Genomic DNA, 17,031 nt, shown 5'->3' with positions numbered 1-17,031 from the left:
GGGCGGTCCCGCGCGGCCCGGTGCCTGGCCCGGTGGCGGCGGCGCGGGTCAGGGCGAGGCCGGGCGGCGGCCCGGGGGCTGGCCGTCGGCCGCGGCTCCGGGGCAGGGGACGCGTCCGTCCGCCCCGGTGCCCGCAGCGGCCCCGCAGCAGCCCGCCGCGGCGCAGGCGCCCGCACCGCAGGCCCCGGCCGGGGGCGGGCAGGGTACGGGGGCGGCGCAGGTGCGGCAGATGTGGCCGCAGATCCTGGACGCGGTCAAGGGCCGCCGACGTTTCACATGGATCCTGCTGAGCCAGAACGCCCAGGTCTCCGGCTTCGACGGCACCACGCTCCAGATCGGCTTCCCCAACGCCGGGGCGCGCGACAGCTTCGCCAACGGCGGCAGCGAGGACGTCCTCAAGGACGTGCTCGCCGAGACATTCCAGGTGCAGTGGCGGGTGGAGGCCATCGTCGACCCGTCGGGCGGCGCCAATCCGCCGGCCGGTGGCGCCCGTGGCGGCAGCGGCGGAGGCGGCTTCGGTGGCCAAGGCGGCGGTTACGGCGCAGGTCAGGGCGGTGGCTACGGCGGCCCGGCGCAGTCCGCTCCGGCGTCGCCCGCGCCGTCGCAGGGCGGCCCGGCCGCCGGCGGCGGCGCCTCCGGCGGCAGCCAGGGCGCCCGGATGGCGCGGGAGGCCGTGTCATCGCCGTCGTCCGGCGGGCCGGGTGGCCGCACCCCGGAGCCCGAGGTGTCCCCCGAGCCGCCGATGTCCGTCGAGTACGACATACCGGAGGCGGACGACCCGGACCTCGTCGACTCCGCCCTGAGCGGCCACGACCTCATTGTCCGGGAGCTGGGCGCGACGGTCGTGGAGGAGTTCCACAACGAGTGAGGCGGCGGGGCGCCCCGCCCGAGGCTTCGGGGCGCCGCCGGGCCGTCCCGCCCCCGCCCCGCCCGTACCGCCACAGGTGGTCCGACGGCCCCGCTCCGTTCACCCCGAAGGGGCAGGATGGGAGAGCGGAGCAAGGCCGGGCGTAGGTGTGGCGGCTCGTCCGTACGGCGTAAGGCGCGGGTCCCGGGAAGCACGTAGGCTCGGGCTACCGCACCAATCGTTGTCGTACGGCAGGAGTCACGTCGTGATCCCCGGTGGTCAGCCCAATATGCAGCAGCTGCTTCAGCAGGCCCAGAAGATGCAGCAGGACCTTGCGGCCGCCCAGCAGGAGCTGGCGGAGACGCCCGTCGACGGGTCGGCGGGCGGCGGCCTCGTCAAGGCGACGGTGACCGGCTCCGGTGAGCTGAAGAGCCTGGTCATCGACCCGAAGGCGGTCGATGTCGACTCCGCGGAGGAGACCGCCGAGACCCTCGCCGACCTGGTGCTCGCGGCCGTCCGGGACGCGAACGCCAGCGCCCAGCAGCTCCAGCAGCAGAAGCTCGGCCCGCTGGCGCAGGGCCTGGGCGGCGGCGGAATCCCCGGCCTGCCCTTCTGAGGCCCGGGGCCTGATCGCGGTCTCCCTTTTCCGGCGGTGGCCAACTAGCGTACTGAGCAGGGCAGAAGAGAAAGAAGACGTTCCGTGTACGAAGGCGTGGTTCAGGATCTGATCGACGAGCTGGGCAGGCTGCCCGGCGTCGGTCCCAAGAGCGCGCAGCGGATCGCCTTCCATGTTCTGCAGGCCGAGCCGACCGATGTCCGTCGGCTCGCGAACGCGCTGATGGAGGTCAAGGCGAAGGTCCGGTTCTGCAGCGTGTGCGGCAACGTCGCACAGGAGGAGCAGTGCCGGGTCTGCCTGGACCCGCGCCGCGACCTGGCGGTCATCTGCGTCGTGGAGGAGCCCAAGGACGTCGTGGCGATCGAGCGGACGCGGGAGTTCCGCGGCCGGTACCACGTGCTCGGCGGGGCGATCAGCCCGATCGAGGGCGTCGGCCCGGACGATCTGCGGATCCGGGAGTTGCTGGCCAGGCTCGCCGACGGCACCGTCACCGAGCTGATCCTGGCCACCGACCCGAATCTGGAGGGCGAGGCCACCGCCACGTACCTGGCGCGCATGATCAAGCCCATGGGGCTGAAGGTGACGCGACTGGCCAGCGGACTGCCGGTCGGGGGCGACCTGGAGTATGCCGACGAGGTCACGCTCGGGCGGGCCTTCGAAGGGAGGAGACTTCTCGATGTCTGATGCCACGCTGCACAACGCGACGCAGAATCCCGACGACTTCGCCGTATCGATCTCCGACTCGATCGAGAGCTTCATCGTCGCGGTGACCGAGGTCGCCAAGGGCGACGAACCGGACAGCGCGGTGCCGTTCCTGCTGCTGGAGATCTCCCAGCTGCTACTGACCGGCGGACGCCTCGGCGCCCACGAGGACATCGTCCCGGACGAGCGATACGAACCGGACAGCGGCCCGGAGCCGGACGCCGACGAGCTGCGCGAGCGGTTCGCCCGCCTCCTCGATCCGGTCGATGTGTACTCCGAGGTCTTCGACCCGTACGTGCCGCGCAGCGAGCCGGTGGCCTGCCGGATCTCCGACGACCTCGCCAACATCGTCACCGATCTGCGGCACGGGCTGGCGCACTACCGGGCAGGCCGGGTCAGCGAGGCGCTGTGGTGGTGGCAGTTCTCCTACCTCACCAACTGGGGCCCGACCGCGTCAGCGGCGCTGCGCGCACTCCAGTCGCTGGTCGCGCACGTCCGCCTCGACCAGCCGCTGGACGCGCTCAACGGGCTGGACACCGACAGCGGGGCGGGCAGCGACGAGGAGCGGCTCGCCGAGGAGGCGGGCAAGGTCATGGTGGCGGAGATCGCCGGGCCGCTGGGGCTGCACAGGGAGTGATCCGGGGCGCCCCGCCGTCGGACAGGGCACGCGCCGCCACGGTGGCGCGTGGCCGGTGGGCGGGGCGGTGCCGGAGGGGTTTCCGAGGCGCTGCCGGGATGGCGGAAACCGTATGCAGCACGGCCGTGGCGGTGTGTGACCTGGCTTACGTTCCCGTGTGCTCCGTGCCGGAGCGGGCATGCGCTGGCCGAGCGGGCGCAACGGGGCGCCACGCGGAGCCGCCGCGGGACACGGTGATCATCTGCGTACGAAAGATGATCGATGGTTGAGCGTTGTGTCTCACCATGCGGTATCGGCGAGGCGGTTTCCGCCTGCTCGTTAAACTGAGTCGACCGCAGTACCCCCATTTCCGGGGGTCCGGGAGGAAACTCCCGAAGAGACAGTTGCGAGGAGCGCACGTGGGCCTTGTCGTGCAGAAGTACGGCGGCTCATCCGTTGCGGATGCCGAGGGCATCAAGCGCGTTGCCAAGCGAGTCGTCGAGGCCAAGAAGAACGGCAACCAGGTTGTCGTGGTGGTTTCGGCGATGGGCGACACGACGGACGAGCTGATCGATCTCGCTCAGGAAGTGTCCCCGATTCCATCGGGGCGCGAGTTCGACATGCTGCTGACCGCCGGAGAGCGAATCTCCATGGCGCTGCTGGCGATGGCGATCAAAAACCTCGGTCATGAAGCGCAGTCCTTCACCGGCAGCCAGGCCGGTGTGATCACCGACTCCGTGCACAACAAGGCACGGATCATCGATGTGACGCCCGGCCGCATCAAGACCTCCGTCGACGAGGGCAACATCGCCATCGTCGCCGGATTCCAGGGTGTCTCCCAGGACAAGAAGGACATCACGACGCTGGGTCGTGGTGGCTCGGACACCACGGCGGTCGCGCTGGCCGCCGCGCTGAACGCCGACGTCTGCGAGATCTACACCGACGTCGACGGCGTCTTCACCGCCGACCCCCGGGTCGTCAAGAAGGCCCGGAAGATCGACTGGATCTCCTTCGAGGACATGCTGGAGCTGGCCAGCTCCGGATCCAAGGTGCTGCTGCACCGCTGCGTCGAATACGCACGCCGTTACGACATTCCGATCCACGTCCGCTCCTCGTTCTCGGGGCTCAAGGGCACGTGGGTCAGCAACGAACCACAAGGGGACCAGCCGATGGAGCAGGCAATCATCTCGGGCGTCGCACATGACACCTCCGAGGCGAAGGTCACGGTCGTCGGCGTGCCGGACAAGCCGGGTGAGGCCGCGCGCATCTTCCGCGCCATCGCGGACTCCGAGGTCAACATCGACATGGTCGTCCAGAACGTCTCGGCCGCCTCGACCGGACTGACGGACATCTCCTTCACGCTGCCGAAGTCCGAGGGCCGCAAGGCCGTCGCCGCCCTGGAGAAGACCCGCGCGGCGGTCGGCTTCGACTCGCTCCGTTACGACGACCAGATCGCCAAGATCTCCCTGGTCGGCGCGGGGATGAAGACCAACCCGGGCGTCACCGCGACGTTCTTCGAGGCGCTGTCGAACGCCGGGGTGAACATCGAGCTGATCTCGACCTCCGAGATCCGCATCTCGGTCGTCACCCGCGCCGACGACGTCAACGAGGCGGTGCGCGCCGTGCACACCGCCTTCGGTCTCGACACGGACAGCGACGAGGCCGTGGTCTACGGCGGCACCGGGCGCTGACCCACCGGAACGGACCGGGCGGTCCGCTCCCCGCGCATGAGGCGGGGGCGGGCCGCCCGCTTTGTTGACCGGGCGCTTTGCTGACCGGGCCGGGACGCGGCCCGGGGCGGGGCGGCGTGGCGTGGCCCGGGGCGGGCGACGCGGCCCCGGGCGGGCGGCTTTCGGACGTCGGTGGCCGGGCGGAGAGGTGTTCCGGGAATCGGGTGTCGCGGCCTTGACCCCCTGCGACATACTTGCGAAACGTGTGAAGGTTCTGTGATCGGGCCGCTGGTTCCGCCGTCCCGTGCCTGGTCGGCGGCGTCTCGGTGCACCCGGTCGCGAGGCGCGGAACCGTCAGGGAACCGGCGATCGGGAGTGGTGCGTCTTGGGTGCTGCCCCGCGGGGCGTCGTGGGCGGTCGGGGTCCTGGGGCGGACGGCGCCAGGGGCGGTCGCGACGGGCCGGCGGGTGAGGCCGGAGCGAACGCATCGGGGCAACTGGGTGGGGCACCGAGGAAGAGCTGGGGCGCAATGAGGGCATACTACGCAGCACCGGAGACGGTGGCGTGCGCGTACAACCCTGACGGGGAGATGCGTGTCCAACAGGCGTGGCAGAGGTTCTCGCATTCACGATCGCCCCGGTGGGCGCAGCGGGCGCGGCAGTGCGTCCGTCCCACGCCCGTGGCGCCGGGGGCATGCCGGTGATCGCGCCCTGGCCCACCACGCGGCCCGGCAAACTCCCGCCCCAGCGTGGGGACGCCGACCAGCTCGGCGACTCCGATGGCGCGGCGGCCACCGGCACCACCGTCGACCACCTCACCGAGACCTACCGCGCCCACTACCGCTCCCTGCTCGGCCTCGCCGCGCTGCTCCTCGACGACACCGCGTCCTGCGAGGACGTCGTCCAGGAGGCGTTCATCCGCGTCCACTCCGCCCGCAACCGCGTCCGCGAACCGGAGAAGACCCTCGCCTACCTGCGGCAGACCGTCGTCAATCTTTCCCGCTCCGCGCTGCGCCGCCGCATCATCGGCCTCAAGCTGCTCTCCAAGCCGATGCCGGACATGGCCAGCGCCGAGGAAGGCGCGTATGACCTGCTGGAACGCGATGAACTGATCCGGGCGATGCGCGGACTCCAGCGCCGCCAGCGCGAGGTGCTGGTGCTGCGCTACTTCGCCGACATGACCGAGGCGCAGGTCGCCGAGACGCTGGGCATATCGCTCGGCTCGGTCAAGGCGTACGGCTCACGCGGTATCGCGGCGCTCCGCGTCGCGATGGAGGCACCGGCATGAACGGCAACACCGTCGACCCGGCCCGTGCACACTCCGGGGCGGGCGATCCCGGCGGCCCGGACGGTGCCGGAGATTTCGTGAATTCCGGAAGTGCGGGCGGGAGCCACGGGGCGCCCGGCTGGGCCCAGGGCGCTGCCCGGGGTGCCGGGCCCGGGGACGACGCCCCAGGGGCCGGTGGCGCGGGCCGTAACGGCGGAGGCGCGGGTTCCTGGGGAGCCGACGGCCCCGGCTCCCCGAGGCGGGGCGAGGAGCCCGGCGACGACGGTTTCGGCGGCGAGGACGCACTGCGGCGGCTACTGCAGTCCTCCGTCGGCGACCTGGAACCGGCACCGGACGCCCTGGACCAGATCCGGCACGCCGTCCCCGCCCGACGGCGGCGCCGCCGCCACGCCGTCGTCGGCGCGGCCGCCGCGCTGCTGCTCGGCGGCACCTCCATCCCGGCGATGGTGCAGGTCGCCCACCTCGACGACGCCCCCGGCGACCGGCCCGCGAACGCCGTCGGAAACCGGCAGACCGGCGCCGCCGACGGCGCCCCGGACGGCGCCCCCGTCCACCGCGGACGCCAGCCCTCCGACGGCGACGCGGAGGGCGGCCCCGGCCACCCCCACGACGGCCACGGCGAACCCGCCGAGACCCGCCACCCCGGCCACGGCACCGGCGCGACCAGCCCGGACCCGTACGAAACGATGGACGTCACCTCCCCGGCCTGCGGACGCGACCAGCTCGGCAAGGGCACCGGCAGCGTCACCCCCGCCGACTCCCAGGGCCGCGTCTACGGCGTCTTCCGTGTCGTCAACACCTCCGCCACGGCCTGCTCCGTCGACGGCGGTGGCACCGTGGACGTCGAGGCGCAGGGCTCCGCCGACACCGCCCGCATCCATGTCGTCGACCACACCAGCGGCGACGAGGCCACCGGCCTGCCCGACCCTGCCACCGCCCCTGACCAGCTCGTTCTCAAGCCGGGACAGGCGTACGAGATCAAGTTCGCGTGGATCCCGGCGTCCGGCGGCTGCGGCGGGTCCGGGCCGTCGCCGTCGGCCTCGCCGTCCAGCCCGTCGGCCGCCCCGCCCCCCGCCGACAACGGCGAGGACACGGGCGGCGGCCAGGGCGGCGACACCACCGGCGGGAGCGGCGGCGGTTCGGGAGGCGGCGGCGCGGCGCTCGGAGACATCGTCCTCAGGCACACCCCGGAAGCCGGCGAACCGACCGCCGCCGACGCCACCCTCACCGACGCCTGCGCCGGAACCGTGTACCGGACCGGGGTGCTGAACGGGAAGTAGGGACCGCGGGCCCCGGTCCCGTACGGAGGCGGCGCCCCGTGAGGGGGCGGTGCGGGGGCACCGGGCGGGCCCCGTACCGTTGAGGGCGTGTATCGGTTCCTGCTGACCCCGCGGTGGTGGGGGATCAACGTCTTCGCCGTACTGGCGATCCCCTTCTGCGTCTTCATGGGCAGCTGGCAGCTCAGCCGCTTCGAGGACCGCGTCCACTCGCACCGGCAGCAGGCGGACCGGGCCGTGGCGGCCGAGACGGCCGCCGCCCGTCCCCTCGACAGCCTCCTCCCCGTCGACCAGGTCACCTCCGGCCGCCAGGCCCGCGCCCGCGGCACGTACGACACCCGGCACCAACTGCTCGTCCCGGACCGCACCCTCGACCGCAAGGCGAGCAGCCGCCCCGGCTTCTACGTCCTGACGCTGCTGCGCACCGATGGCGGCAAGGCGCTCCCGGTCGTCCGCGGCTGGCTCCCCGGCGACGCGAACAACCCCGCCGACACCGCCAAGGTGCCCGCACCGCCGTCCGGCGAGGTGACCGTCACCGGCGCCCTCCAGGGGTCCGAGAACGTCGGCACCAGCGGCGTGCAGTCCGGCGGCGGCCTCCCCAAGGGCCAACTCGGCATGATCAGCGCCGCCTCGCTGGTCAACATCGTGCCGTACCCGGTCTACGACGCCTGGATCACGCTCGGCGACACCTCCGCGCCCCTGAAGGCCGTACCGCCGGCCGCGGCGGAGGGCAGCGGACTGGACCTCAAGGCGTTCCAGAACCTCGGCTACACCGGCGAATGGTTCGTCTTCGCAGGCTTCGTCGTCTTCATGTGGTTCCGGCTCTTCCGGCGAGAGGCGGAGGCGGCCCGGGATGTGGCGTTGGGGATTGGGGCTGGGGCTGGGGTGGGGGAGGGGGAACGGGAGAGCGTTTCGGCCGGCTAGGGGGCCTCCCCCCCCGCCCCCGCCCCCGCCCCCTCCCCACCCCTCCGCCCTCCCACCCCGCCTCGCGCACAGGCATGTACGACCGCGTCACTGCCCCGCACCGTCTGGCGCTACGACTCGACGACTCGACGACGCGAAACCGCACGACGACATGGCGCCACCCGCCCCCGGCCTCCGAGCCCCGCCCCCCGAGGGGCAGCCCCGCAGTGGGCGCCCGGCCCGGCGCCCACTGCGACGTGCCTGACCTCAGCTCTCCCCCTCACCCTCCTTCAGGTACCGCAGCGCGAAGTCCAGTTCCAGGCGGACCTGCTTGATGCGTTCCTCTACGACGAGGGAGCCGTGGCCCGCGTCGTAGCGGTAGACCTCGTGCGGGTGGGCGCGCTGTTCCAGGCGTGCGACGTAGTTCTCCACCTGGCGGATCGGGCAGCGGGGGTCGTTGACCCCCGCGGAGATGTAGACGGGGGCCCGTACCGCGTCCACGTAGGTGAGCGGGGAGGACGCCTCGAAGCGTTCCGGGACCTCTTCGGGAGTGCCGCCGAGGAGGGTGCGGTCCATCGCCTTGAGGGCTTCCATCTCGTCGTGGTACGCCGTGACGTAGTCGGCGACCGGGACGGCGGCGAGGCCGAGAGCCCAGGCGTCGGGCTGGGTGCCCAGGCCGAGCAGGGTGAGGTAGCCGCCCCACGAGCCGCCGGACAGGACCAGCCGCTCCGGGTCGGCCAGGCCCGAGGAGACGGCCCATTCGCGGACCGCGGCGATGTCCTCCAGCTCGATCAGCCCGACGCGGTGCTTGAGCGCGTCCGTCCAGGCGCGGCCGTAGCCCGTCGAACCGCGGTAGTTGACGCGGACGACCGCGAAGCCGTGGTCCACCCAGGCGGCGGGCGCGGAGGCGAACGCGTCGCTGTCGTGCCAGGTGGGGCCGCCGTGGATGTCGAAGACGGTGGGGAACGGGCCATCGCCCGCGGGCCGCTGGACCAGGGCGTGGATCCGGCCGCCCGGCCCCTCCACCCAGGTGTCCGTCACCGCGACCGAAGCCGGGGCCTTCATCCCGGGCGGGTCGAGGACGACCGCGGCGCTCGTCGACCGGACCTCCGGCGGCTGGGCGGCCGACGACCACAGGAACTCCACGGCACCGTCGGGCCGGGCCGTCGCCCCGGACACCGTGCCCACCGGTGTCGACACCCGCGTCAGCGCGGGCGTGGCACCTTCGGTAGTGGCCGCTGCGCCGAGGCCGTAGCGCCACAGTTCGCTGCGGGCCTGGTATTCGTGCTCGATCAGCAGGGCCGAGCCGTCCGGGTACCAGTCGGCGCCCACATCACCGGGGAGGTCGATGTCGAGGGCGGTCTCGACGCCGGTCAGCGGGTCCCAGATCATCGGCTCCCACCGGCCGCGCCGCTGGTGTCCGACGAGCAGCCGGGTGTCGCCGTCGACCGGCGCGAAGCCCATCACGGACAGCCCCAGCTCCTCGGTGCCGCCCTTGGTGTCGTCCAGCTCGGCGACGGTCGAACCGTCCGGGCGGACGACGCGGATCGCCGAGTGCATCGCGTCGCCGTGCTCGGTGTGCTCGATCGCGATCAGCGAACCGTCGTGGGAGTAGTCGCCCACCCCCGCCGACTCCTGGTGGCGGTAGATCTCCACCGGCTCCTCGCCGGGCCGCACGACATGGATCGTCGAACCCTCCTCGTCCGTGGAGCGGCCGACGACGGCGGAGCCGTCCCGGCCGAGGGCGAGCCCGGCGGGGTAGGAGGGGGCGAGGCCGGGCGTGGCCGGTTCATCGGCGCCGCCGCCGAACGGCTGCCGCATCCACACCCCGAATTCGTCGCCGTCGGTGTCCGAGAACCACCAGATCCACTCGCCGTCCGGCGACAGCGTGCCGTCCGTGGTGCCGTTCGGCCGGTCCGTGGCCTGGCGCTGACTGCCGGAGGCCCGGTCCCATGCGTACAGCTCGAAGGTGCCGGTCGCGTTGGAGACGAACAGCGAGCGGTCCGGGGCGTCCTGCGCCCAGTCCGGCAGGGAGACCCGCGGGGCGCGGAACCGCTGCTCCCACTCCGGCATGCCGGAGCCGTCGGCGAGGGCCGCGGGGGAGTGCGGCAGCGGGGAATTGCGCGGGTCGGCCGGGGCGGTGCCGGGGCCGTTGTCAGTGGTCTCGTCAGTCATGGCCCCATTCTGCGCCCGGTCGCAAAAATCGTGTTGGCGGCCGCCCACGCCTGTGGATAACTTCGCGGCATGCGAAGACATACGGGCCCCGACGACTGGCGCGAGGCCAACCGCGCGAGGTGGGACGAGCGGGTCCCCCTCCACATGGCGAGCGATTATTACGACCACGAAGGGTTCCGGCGCAGCCGGGACACGATCCGCGCCTTCGAAGCGGCGGAGGTCGGCGACGTCACCGGCAGCTCCCTGCTGCATCTCCAGTGCCACTTCGGGCAGGACACCCTCTCGTGGCTGCACCGCGGCGCGTCCCAGGTCGTCGGCCTGGACTTCTCCGAACCGGCGGTCGACGCGGCCCGCGAGACCGCCGCCGACCTCGGATACGGCACCGACCGCGCCTCGTTCGTGGCCGCCGATGTGTACGACGCGGCGGAGGCGGTGCCCGATTCCGCCTACGACGTCGTGTACACCGGCATCGGTGCGCTCAACTGGCTGCCGGACGTGGAGCGTTGGGCCGAGACGGCCGCCTCCCTCGTCGCCCCCGGCGGCTTCCTCTACCTCGCGGAGTTCCACCCGTTGTGCGATGCGCTGGACGACTCCACGGGCTCCCGCATCACGCACGACTACTTCAGCCGTGACGCGTGGGTGGACGAGGCCCCCGGTACGTACACGGACTTCGGTGCCCCGACGGTCAACAACCGCACCGTCGAATGGCAGCATCCGATCGGCGACGTGGTCAGCGCGGTCGCCGCGACCGGGCTGCGGATCGAATTCCTCCATGAGCACGACATGACGATGTTCCAGCGCTTCGGCGCGCTGCAACGCGGCGACGACGGCTTCTACCGCCTCCCCGCCGGCCGCCCCCGCATCCCGCTCATGTACTCCCTCAAGGCCACCCGGCCCGCCTGACCAGCAGGGGCGCCCCCGAAGGGACGCCCCACCGGGAGTACCCCTACGCGACCACCCGGGCCAGTGCGAAGCCGTCGTACCCCTTGCTGCCGACCGTCTGGATCGCGGTCGCCGACAGCCTCGGGTGCTCGGCCATCATCTCCAGGCAGCGGCGGGTGCCCTGGATGGCGGGCTCGGCGCTGGCCGCGTCGGCGACCTTTCCGCCGCGTACGACGTTGTCGCAGATGATCAGGGACCCGGGGCGGGTGAGCCGCAGCGCCCACTCCAGATAGTGCGGGTTGTTGGGCTTGTCCGCGTCGATGAAGACCAGGTCGAACGGTTCGGTGCCATCCGCCACCAGCGTGGCCAGCGTGTCGAGCGCCGGGCCGACACGGACCTCCGCCACCCCGGACAGACCCGCCCGGTCGAGGTTGGCGCGCGCCACCTCGGCGTGGGTCGCGTCCGCCTCCACGGAGACCAGCCGCCCGTCGGCGGGGAGCGCGCGCCCCAGCCAGATGGTGCTGTAGCCGCCCAGCGTGCCCAGTTCGAGGATCCGGCGCGCGCCCTGGGTCTGCGCGAGGAGGTGGAGCAGCTTGCCCTCGGTGGGCGAGACGGCGATCTTGGGCAGTCCGGCGGCGTCGCTGGCCCGCAGCGCCGCGACGAGGACGTCGTCGTGCGGGGCGAGCAGGGGTGCGAAGTAGCCTTCGACGGCGTTCCATTGGTGCTCGGACACAGGGCCTCTTCCCTCATCTCATGGGTGTCGCCAAGGAAGGTACCGGCCGCGGATCACGGTGTCAGGCAATGACCTTGCCAACGGGCACCGACGCCTCGCCGGCCCTGGCGGACCCCGTTCCACGCTGCGGCGCCGCGCCCGTCCGCTCGCCCCACGCCAGCCGCAGCACCACGGTGACCAGCGCCGCGAGGGCGAACGCGATACCGGTCCAAGGGAGCGCGCGGGTGCCGAGCGCCGCCAGCGACCAGCCGCCGATCGTCGTGCCCACCGTGATGCCCAGATTGGAGAACGACACGAAGAGGCTGTTGCCGAACTCCGGCGCCTGCCGCGTATCGCGCCCCAGCCAGCTCTGGCACACGATCAGCCCTCCGGAGTGCACCATCGCCCAGACCGGAACCAGCGCCACCACCGCGGGCAGCCGCGCCCCCAGCGCCAGCAGCGCCGCGAAGACGGCCAGGCACAGGACGGGGAAGGCGAGCGCGGTGCGGCCCACTCCGCGCCGCAGCAGTGTGGCGAAGGCGAAGTTGCCGAAGATCATCACCACGCCGAACACCAGCAGCATCGCGCTGATCCAGGAGCTGTTCATCCCGGTGACGCCGCCGAGATACGCCGCGAAGTAGCCGTATACGGAGAACAGCGCCGCGAAGACGAGCACGACGGAGACGAGCGTCAGCCACGTCCGCCCGCGCCGCAGCACCCCCAACTGGGCGCCGTACGAAAGCCGTTCGCCCACCGGCATCGCGGGCAGGAACCGTACGAGGCCCACCAGCCCGAGCAGGTTGACCGCGGCGCCGAACCAGAACGCGGCCGGGAGCGAGAAGTGGCCGGCCAGGTAGGACGTCAGCGGTACGCCGAAGGCGAAGCCGACGGTGACGCCCGCGAAGACCCGCGCCGTCGCCCGTGCCGGTTCCGCCGCCTCCCCGAGCCGTACCGCCGTCGCCAGCGCGACGGAGAAGAAGACCGGGTGCAGCAGCGCGGGGATGACGCGGAAGGCGAGCGTCAGCCCGAAGTCCGTACTGAGCGCGTAGACGGCGTTCGATACGGCGAAGACGCCCATGGTCACGGCCAGCACGGCCCGCCGGTCGACCGCCGACGACGCCAGCGTCATGAAGGGCCCGGACACCGCCACCACCAGCGCGAACGAGCCCACGAGCAGCCCCGCGGCGGAGGCGCTGACCCCCAGCCTGTCCGCGATCTCCGGCAGGACGCCGACGATCCCCATCTCCGTGGTGATGATGCTGAACACCCCCAGCGCGAGCGCCGGAAGCGCCACCGCCTCTCTCCTCATCGTCGGATCCTTTCCTTCAGGGTGGGTTCCTGTACGTAGTGCGGCTCGGCAGTTACCTCTACCTCTAGCGCATCTACGTATCGCGTTTTCTCGATATGTTTGCCTGTGTGGGGCCCGGTCCGTCGGGCATCAGGGTTCAGGGCTCGCGACTCACGATGCACAGCTCAGGGCTCGCGACGCAGGGCTCAGGGCTTACGAACCGGCCCGGGCCGGTGGGTCAGAGCGCGTCGCGGACGTGTGCCGCGAACGCCTCGATCGTGCGCTCGTTGCGCCGGTAGTACGTCCACTTGCCGATCCGCTCGGACTCCAGCAGCCCCGCGTCCCGCAGGGTGTGCAGATAGCTGGAGACCACGGACTGCGAGAGGCCCGACCTGGTGCGGATGTCGCCGACGCACACCCCGATGTGGAACCCGAGGCCCTGCTGCCGGTAGGCGTCCTCGTCGAAGTGGGCGGCCGGGTCCTTCAGCCACTGGAGGAACCGCAGCCGCGCCGGGTTGGCCAGCGCCTTGTAGATCGCCAGGGGGTCCATGGCGCCGCTCCTTCCGCTCCGGTCGGCGCGTCCACCGCGAACGCGTCGTATCTACCTTTCGCCGTATCTACTTTTCGCGATGTGTCGGTGGATGTCAAATGCGGGGCGGGGGCGTACCGGGTGGGGCCGAGTGGTGGTGGCTGTGACGGGCTGCCCCCGCGCTCGCCCCGCCGAGTGATCTGATGAGACGTCAGAACGTCAAAATTCTTCCTGCGGATAGCAGAAGAGTGATTGCGGCGGGTGCTTTTCCGTATGGCTGACGTGCTCCGTATCGGGTAGTCCGAAAACATTCGGGCCGCTTGCTAAACCTAGTGCCGGGCAATGTCACCGCATCGAGGTAACACCGGCGCTCTTATTTGCGTGAGCTGGGTTTCTTACCCCTTTACTGGTCTCCGGGAGTCGGACGGAGTTCTGAAAACCGTCCGCTTACCGCATTTTCTCCGCGCCCCCATCCTCTTTCCACCTTTCCTCGGTTGGCCCGCGTACGCCGATCACCCCTTGCGAAGGAGAGCTCGTCAGATGACCGTTGAGACCGGCCCGGAAGCTCCGCCGGCCACCTCCCCGCAGACCAGCCTGAGCACCGCGGCTGCCCGCAATCTCGCCACCACGACCAAGTCCGCGCCGCAGATGCAGGAGATCACCTCCCGCTGGCTGCTGCGGATGCTGCCCTGGGTCGAGGCGAAGGGCGGCGCCTACCGGGTGAACCGCCGACTGACCTACACCGTCGGCGACGGGTACATCGAGTTCGTCCAGGACGGCGCCGACGTCCGGGTGGTCCCCCGCGAACTGAGCGAACTCGCCCTGCTGCGCGGCTTCGACGACGTCGAGGTGCTCAAGGCCATCGCCGACCGCTGCGTCCAGCGCGATTTCCGCGCCGGAGAGGTGCTGGTCGAGCGCGGCACACCCGCCGAACGCATCCACCTCGTCGCCCACGGCCGGATCAGCCAGACCGCCGAGGGCAAGTACGGCAGCGACACCTCCGTCAACATCGTCGCCGACGGCGGCCACTTCGGTGAGCAGGCCCTCCTGGACGGCGAGGCCACCTGGGACACCACGGCCACCGCGGAGACCGCCGGTACCCTCCTCACCCTCTCCCGCGCCGACTTCGACGCGGTGATGGCCACGGCGCCGGATCTCCAGGACCACGTCGAGAAGGTCCGCTCCCTGCCCCAACAGCGGCAGAACCGTCACGGCGAGGCCGAGATCGCGATGTTGGCGGGCCACTCCGGTGAGCCCGAACTCCCCGGCACGTTCGTCGACTACGAACTCCACCCCCGCGAGTACGAACTCTCCGTCGCGCAGACGGTCCTGCGGGTCCACACCCGGGTCGCCGACCTCTACAACGGCCCGATGAACCAGACCGAGGAACAGCTCCGGCTCACCATCGAGGCGCTGCGTGAGCGCCAGGAGTACGAGCTGATCAACAACCGCGAGTTCGGTCTGCTCCCCAACGCCGCCTTCAAGCAGCGGATCCAGAGCCACTCCGGTCTGCCCACCCCGGACGACCTCGACGACCTGCTCTCCCGCCGCCGCGGCACGAAGTTCCTCTTCGCCCACCCCAAGGCGATCGCCGCGATCGGGCGGGAGTTCAACGCCCGCGGCCTCTACCCGGACCACGTCGACCTCGGCGGTCAGTCCGTCCCGGCCTGGCGCGGCGTCCCGATCCTGCCGTGCAGCAAGATCCCCATCTCCAAGGAGAACACCAGCTCCATCCTCGCCATGCGTACCGGCGAGGACAACCAGGGCGTCATCGGCCTGCACCAGACCGGTCTGCCGGAGGAGTACGAGCCGGGCCTGTCCGTGCGGTTCATGGGCATCAGCGAGCAGGCGATCATCTCGTACCTGGTCTCCACCTACTACTCCGCCGCGATCCTGGTGCCCGACGCGCTCGGCGTGCTGGAGAACGTGCAGATCGCGCACCGGCGCAGCTAGGGCGTGTCTTCCCGGTCTCCGCGGGGCCGCCACGTAGATCGATAAGACACCCCCGGGCCCCGTGAGGACGGGCCCGCGCATCCGCCACAGGACGGGCCCGCGAAGCCGCCCGAGGACGGGCCCGCGACGCCGCCGCGTCCGGTCCGGTCCGGCGGGCGGACGGCGGGACGTCGCGGACGGCGGCCACCTCGGCCACGACGGCCCGGACCTCCCTGCCCCGGGCGAGCACGCCCGGGATCCGGGGCAGCCCACCTCACCTCACCAAGGAGCTACGGATGTCCGATCCCGGGCCTTCCCCTCTGCAGCCGGGCCTCCCCGCCGCTGCGGCCCGCGCCGTGACCCGCCCCGACACGGGCGCCCGGCCCGCGCTGCCCGGCCCGCCCTCGTTCGCACGGACCGTCCCCACGGACGCGCCCACGCCCGGCGGCGCGCAGGTCACCGGCGCCGCGCGGGAGGGCGCCGCCGCGGTGGACCGGCCCACCATCGAACGGACCCTGCGCGGCCCCAGCGGCCTGGGCACCGCGAGCCTGTACCCGCGCCGCCGCGCGGAGGCCCCCGCGCCGGAGGCCCCCGTCACATCGGGGCCGCCCGCCCCGGGGTCGCCGATCCCGGGCCTCTACCACCACCCGGTGCCGGAGCCCGACCCGGCGCGTGTGGAGGAGGTCGGCGCGCGGATCAAGCGGTGGGCGGTCGACGAGGTCCAGGCGTTCCCGCCGGAGTGGGAGAACCAGTTCGACGGGTTCTCCGTCGGCCGCTACATGGTCGCCTGCCACCCGGACGCGCCCACCGTCGACCACCTGATGATCGCCACCCGGCTGATGGTCGCCGAGAACGCCGTCGACGACTGCTACTGCGAGGACCACGGCGGCTCACCCATCGGCCTCGGCAGCCGCCTGCTGCTGGCCCACACCGCCCTCGACCCGCTGCACACCACCGGCGAGTACGAACCGGCGTGGGTCGCCTCGCTCCAGTCGGACGCCCCCCGGCGCGCCTACCGCTCCGCCATGGAGTACTTCGTCCGCCAGTCCACCGCCTCCCAGGCCGACCGGTACCGGCACGACATGGCCCGCCTCCACCTGGGCTACCTCGCCGAGGCCGCGTGGGCCCAGGAGGACCACGTCCCGGAGGTGTGGGAGTACCTGGCGATGCGCCAGTTCAACAACTTCCGCCCCTGCCCCACCATCACCGACACCGTCGGCGGCTACGAACTCCCGGCCGACCTGCACGCCCTGCCCGCCATGCAACGGGTCATCGCGCTCGCCGGGAACGCCACCACGATCGTCAACGACCTCTACTCGTACACCAAGGAACTCAACAGCCCCGGCCGCCACCTCAATCTGCCCGTGGTGATCGCCGAACGCGAGGGCGTCTCCGACCGGGACGCCTACCTGAAGGCGGTCGAGGTCCACAACGACCTCATGCACGCCTTCGAAGCCGAAGCCGCCGCCCTGGCCGCCGCCGGCCCCGTACCGACCGTGGTCCGCTTCCTGCGCGGGGTCGCCGTATGGGTCGACGGCAACCACTACTGGCACCGGACCAACACCTACCGATACAGCCTGCCCGACTTCTGGTAA

The 17,031-nt window shown here is 71.9% G+C and carries 14 protein-coding genes and 1 pseudogene; 11 read left to right on the top strand and 4 right to left on the bottom strand.

What is annotated here, in order from left to right; genetic code table 11:
• From ACFWWQ_RS12505 to ACFWWQ_RS12470, 8 genes and pseudogenes are all read left to right on the top strand, one after another.
• Positions 1-868 (top strand): annotated as a pseudogene (locus ACFWWQ_RS12505) (DNA polymerase III subunit gamma and tau); the annotation flags it as partial.
• 244 nt (positions 869-1,112) lie between these two features.
• On the top strand, positions 1,113-1,463 hold the full coding sequence (locus ACFWWQ_RS12500; protein WP_384594390.1) for a YbaB/EbfC family nucleoid-associated protein: 351 nt from the start codon (positions 1,113-1,115) through the stop codon (positions 1,461-1,463).
• A gap of 84 nt (positions 1,464-1,547) precedes the next feature.
• Positions 1,548-2,147, top strand: a complete 600-nt coding sequence (gene recR, locus ACFWWQ_RS12495; RefSeq protein ID WP_384594387.1) for a recombination mediator RecR — start codon at positions 1,548-1,550, stop codon at positions 2,145-2,147.
• Positions 2,140-2,802: a DUF5063 domain-containing protein gene (locus tag ACFWWQ_RS12490; RefSeq protein ID WP_384594384.1), complete on the top strand. Its 663-nt coding sequence runs from the start codon at positions 2,140-2,142 to the stop codon at positions 2,800-2,802. Before recR ends, ACFWWQ_RS12490 begins: the two co-directional genes overlap by 8 nt.
• A gap of 398 nt (positions 2,803-3,200) precedes the next feature.
• The gene (locus ACFWWQ_RS12485; RefSeq protein ID WP_143944046.1) at positions 3,201-4,472 is read left to right on the top strand and encodes an aspartate kinase; all 1,272 of its coding nucleotides are present in this window, start codon (positions 3,201-3,203) and stop codon (positions 4,470-4,472) included.
• Between the two features lie 585 nt (positions 4,473-5,057).
• Positions 5,058-5,738, top strand: coding sequence for a SigE family RNA polymerase sigma factor (locus tag ACFWWQ_RS12480; RefSeq protein ID WP_384594380.1), 681 nt, complete (start codon positions 5,058-5,060; stop codon positions 5,736-5,738).
• Complete coding sequence (locus ACFWWQ_RS12475; RefSeq protein WP_384594377.1) at positions 5,735-7,018, top strand: hypothetical protein; 1,284 nt, start codon at positions 5,735-5,737, stop codon at positions 7,016-7,018. The genes ACFWWQ_RS12480 and ACFWWQ_RS12475 overlap by 4 nt, the downstream gene beginning before the upstream one ends.
• Positions 7,019-7,105: 87 nt before the next feature.
• Positions 7,106-7,939: an SURF1 family protein gene (locus ACFWWQ_RS12470; protein ID WP_384594374.1), complete on the top strand. Its 834-nt coding sequence runs from the start codon at positions 7,106-7,108 to the stop codon at positions 7,937-7,939.
• A gap of 246 nt (positions 7,940-8,185) precedes the next feature.
• Here the strand turns inward: ACFWWQ_RS12470 and ACFWWQ_RS12465 are convergent, their stop codons facing one another.
• Complete coding sequence (locus tag ACFWWQ_RS12465) at positions 8,186-10,093, bottom strand: prolyl oligopeptidase family serine peptidase (protein ID WP_384594371.1); 1,908 nt, start codon at positions 10,091-10,093, stop codon at positions 8,186-8,188.
• Positions 10,094-10,162: 69 nt separating this feature from the next.
• Between ACFWWQ_RS12465 and ACFWWQ_RS12460 the strand changes: the two genes are divergently transcribed.
• Positions 10,163-10,996 (top strand): class I SAM-dependent methyltransferase, encoded by an 834-nt coding sequence (locus tag ACFWWQ_RS12460; RefSeq protein ID WP_384594368.1) that lies wholly within the window; start codon positions 10,163-10,165, stop codon positions 10,994-10,996.
• A 43-nt stretch (positions 10,997-11,039) separates the two neighbouring features.
• Here ACFWWQ_RS12460 and ACFWWQ_RS12455 read toward each other — a convergent pair whose 3' ends face one another.
• The 3 genes from ACFWWQ_RS12455 to ACFWWQ_RS12445 form a co-directional block, all read right to left on the bottom strand.
• Complete coding sequence (locus ACFWWQ_RS12455; RefSeq protein ID WP_384594365.1) at positions 11,040-11,708, bottom strand: O-methyltransferase; 669 nt, start codon at positions 11,706-11,708, stop codon at positions 11,040-11,042.
• A 61-nt stretch (positions 11,709-11,769) separates the two neighbouring features.
• Positions 11,770-12,996, bottom strand: coding sequence for an MFS transporter (locus ACFWWQ_RS12450; protein WP_384594362.1), 1,227 nt, complete (start codon positions 12,994-12,996; stop codon positions 11,770-11,772).
• Between the two features lie 217 nt (positions 12,997-13,213).
• On the bottom strand, positions 13,214-13,525 hold the full coding sequence (locus ACFWWQ_RS12445; protein WP_384594359.1) for an ArsR/SmtB family transcription factor: 312 nt from the start codon (positions 13,523-13,525) through the stop codon (positions 13,214-13,216).
• A 519-nt stretch (positions 13,526-14,044) separates the two neighbouring features.
• On the opposite strand from ACFWWQ_RS12445, the gene ACFWWQ_RS12440 reads away from it, so the two are divergent.
• Both ACFWWQ_RS12440 and ACFWWQ_RS12435 read left to right on the top strand, forming a co-directional pair.
• Complete coding sequence (locus tag ACFWWQ_RS12440; protein ID WP_384594356.1) at positions 14,045-15,457, top strand: family 2B encapsulin nanocompartment shell protein; 1,413 nt, start codon at positions 14,045-14,047, stop codon at positions 15,455-15,457.
• A 275-nt stretch (positions 15,458-15,732) separates the two neighbouring features.
• On the top strand, positions 15,733-17,031 hold the full coding sequence (locus ACFWWQ_RS12435) for a family 2 encapsulin nanocompartment cargo protein terpene cyclase (protein WP_384594353.1): 1,299 nt from the start codon (positions 15,733-15,735) through the stop codon (positions 17,029-17,031).

Source organism: Streptomyces sp. NPDC059080 (genome assembly GCF_042739975.1).
GTDB classification, from domain to species: domain Bacteria; phylum Actinomycetota; class Actinomycetes; order Streptomycetales; family Streptomycetaceae; genus Streptomyces; species Streptomyces benahoarensis.
This window is presented reverse-complemented; position numbering and strand designations above follow the sequence as displayed.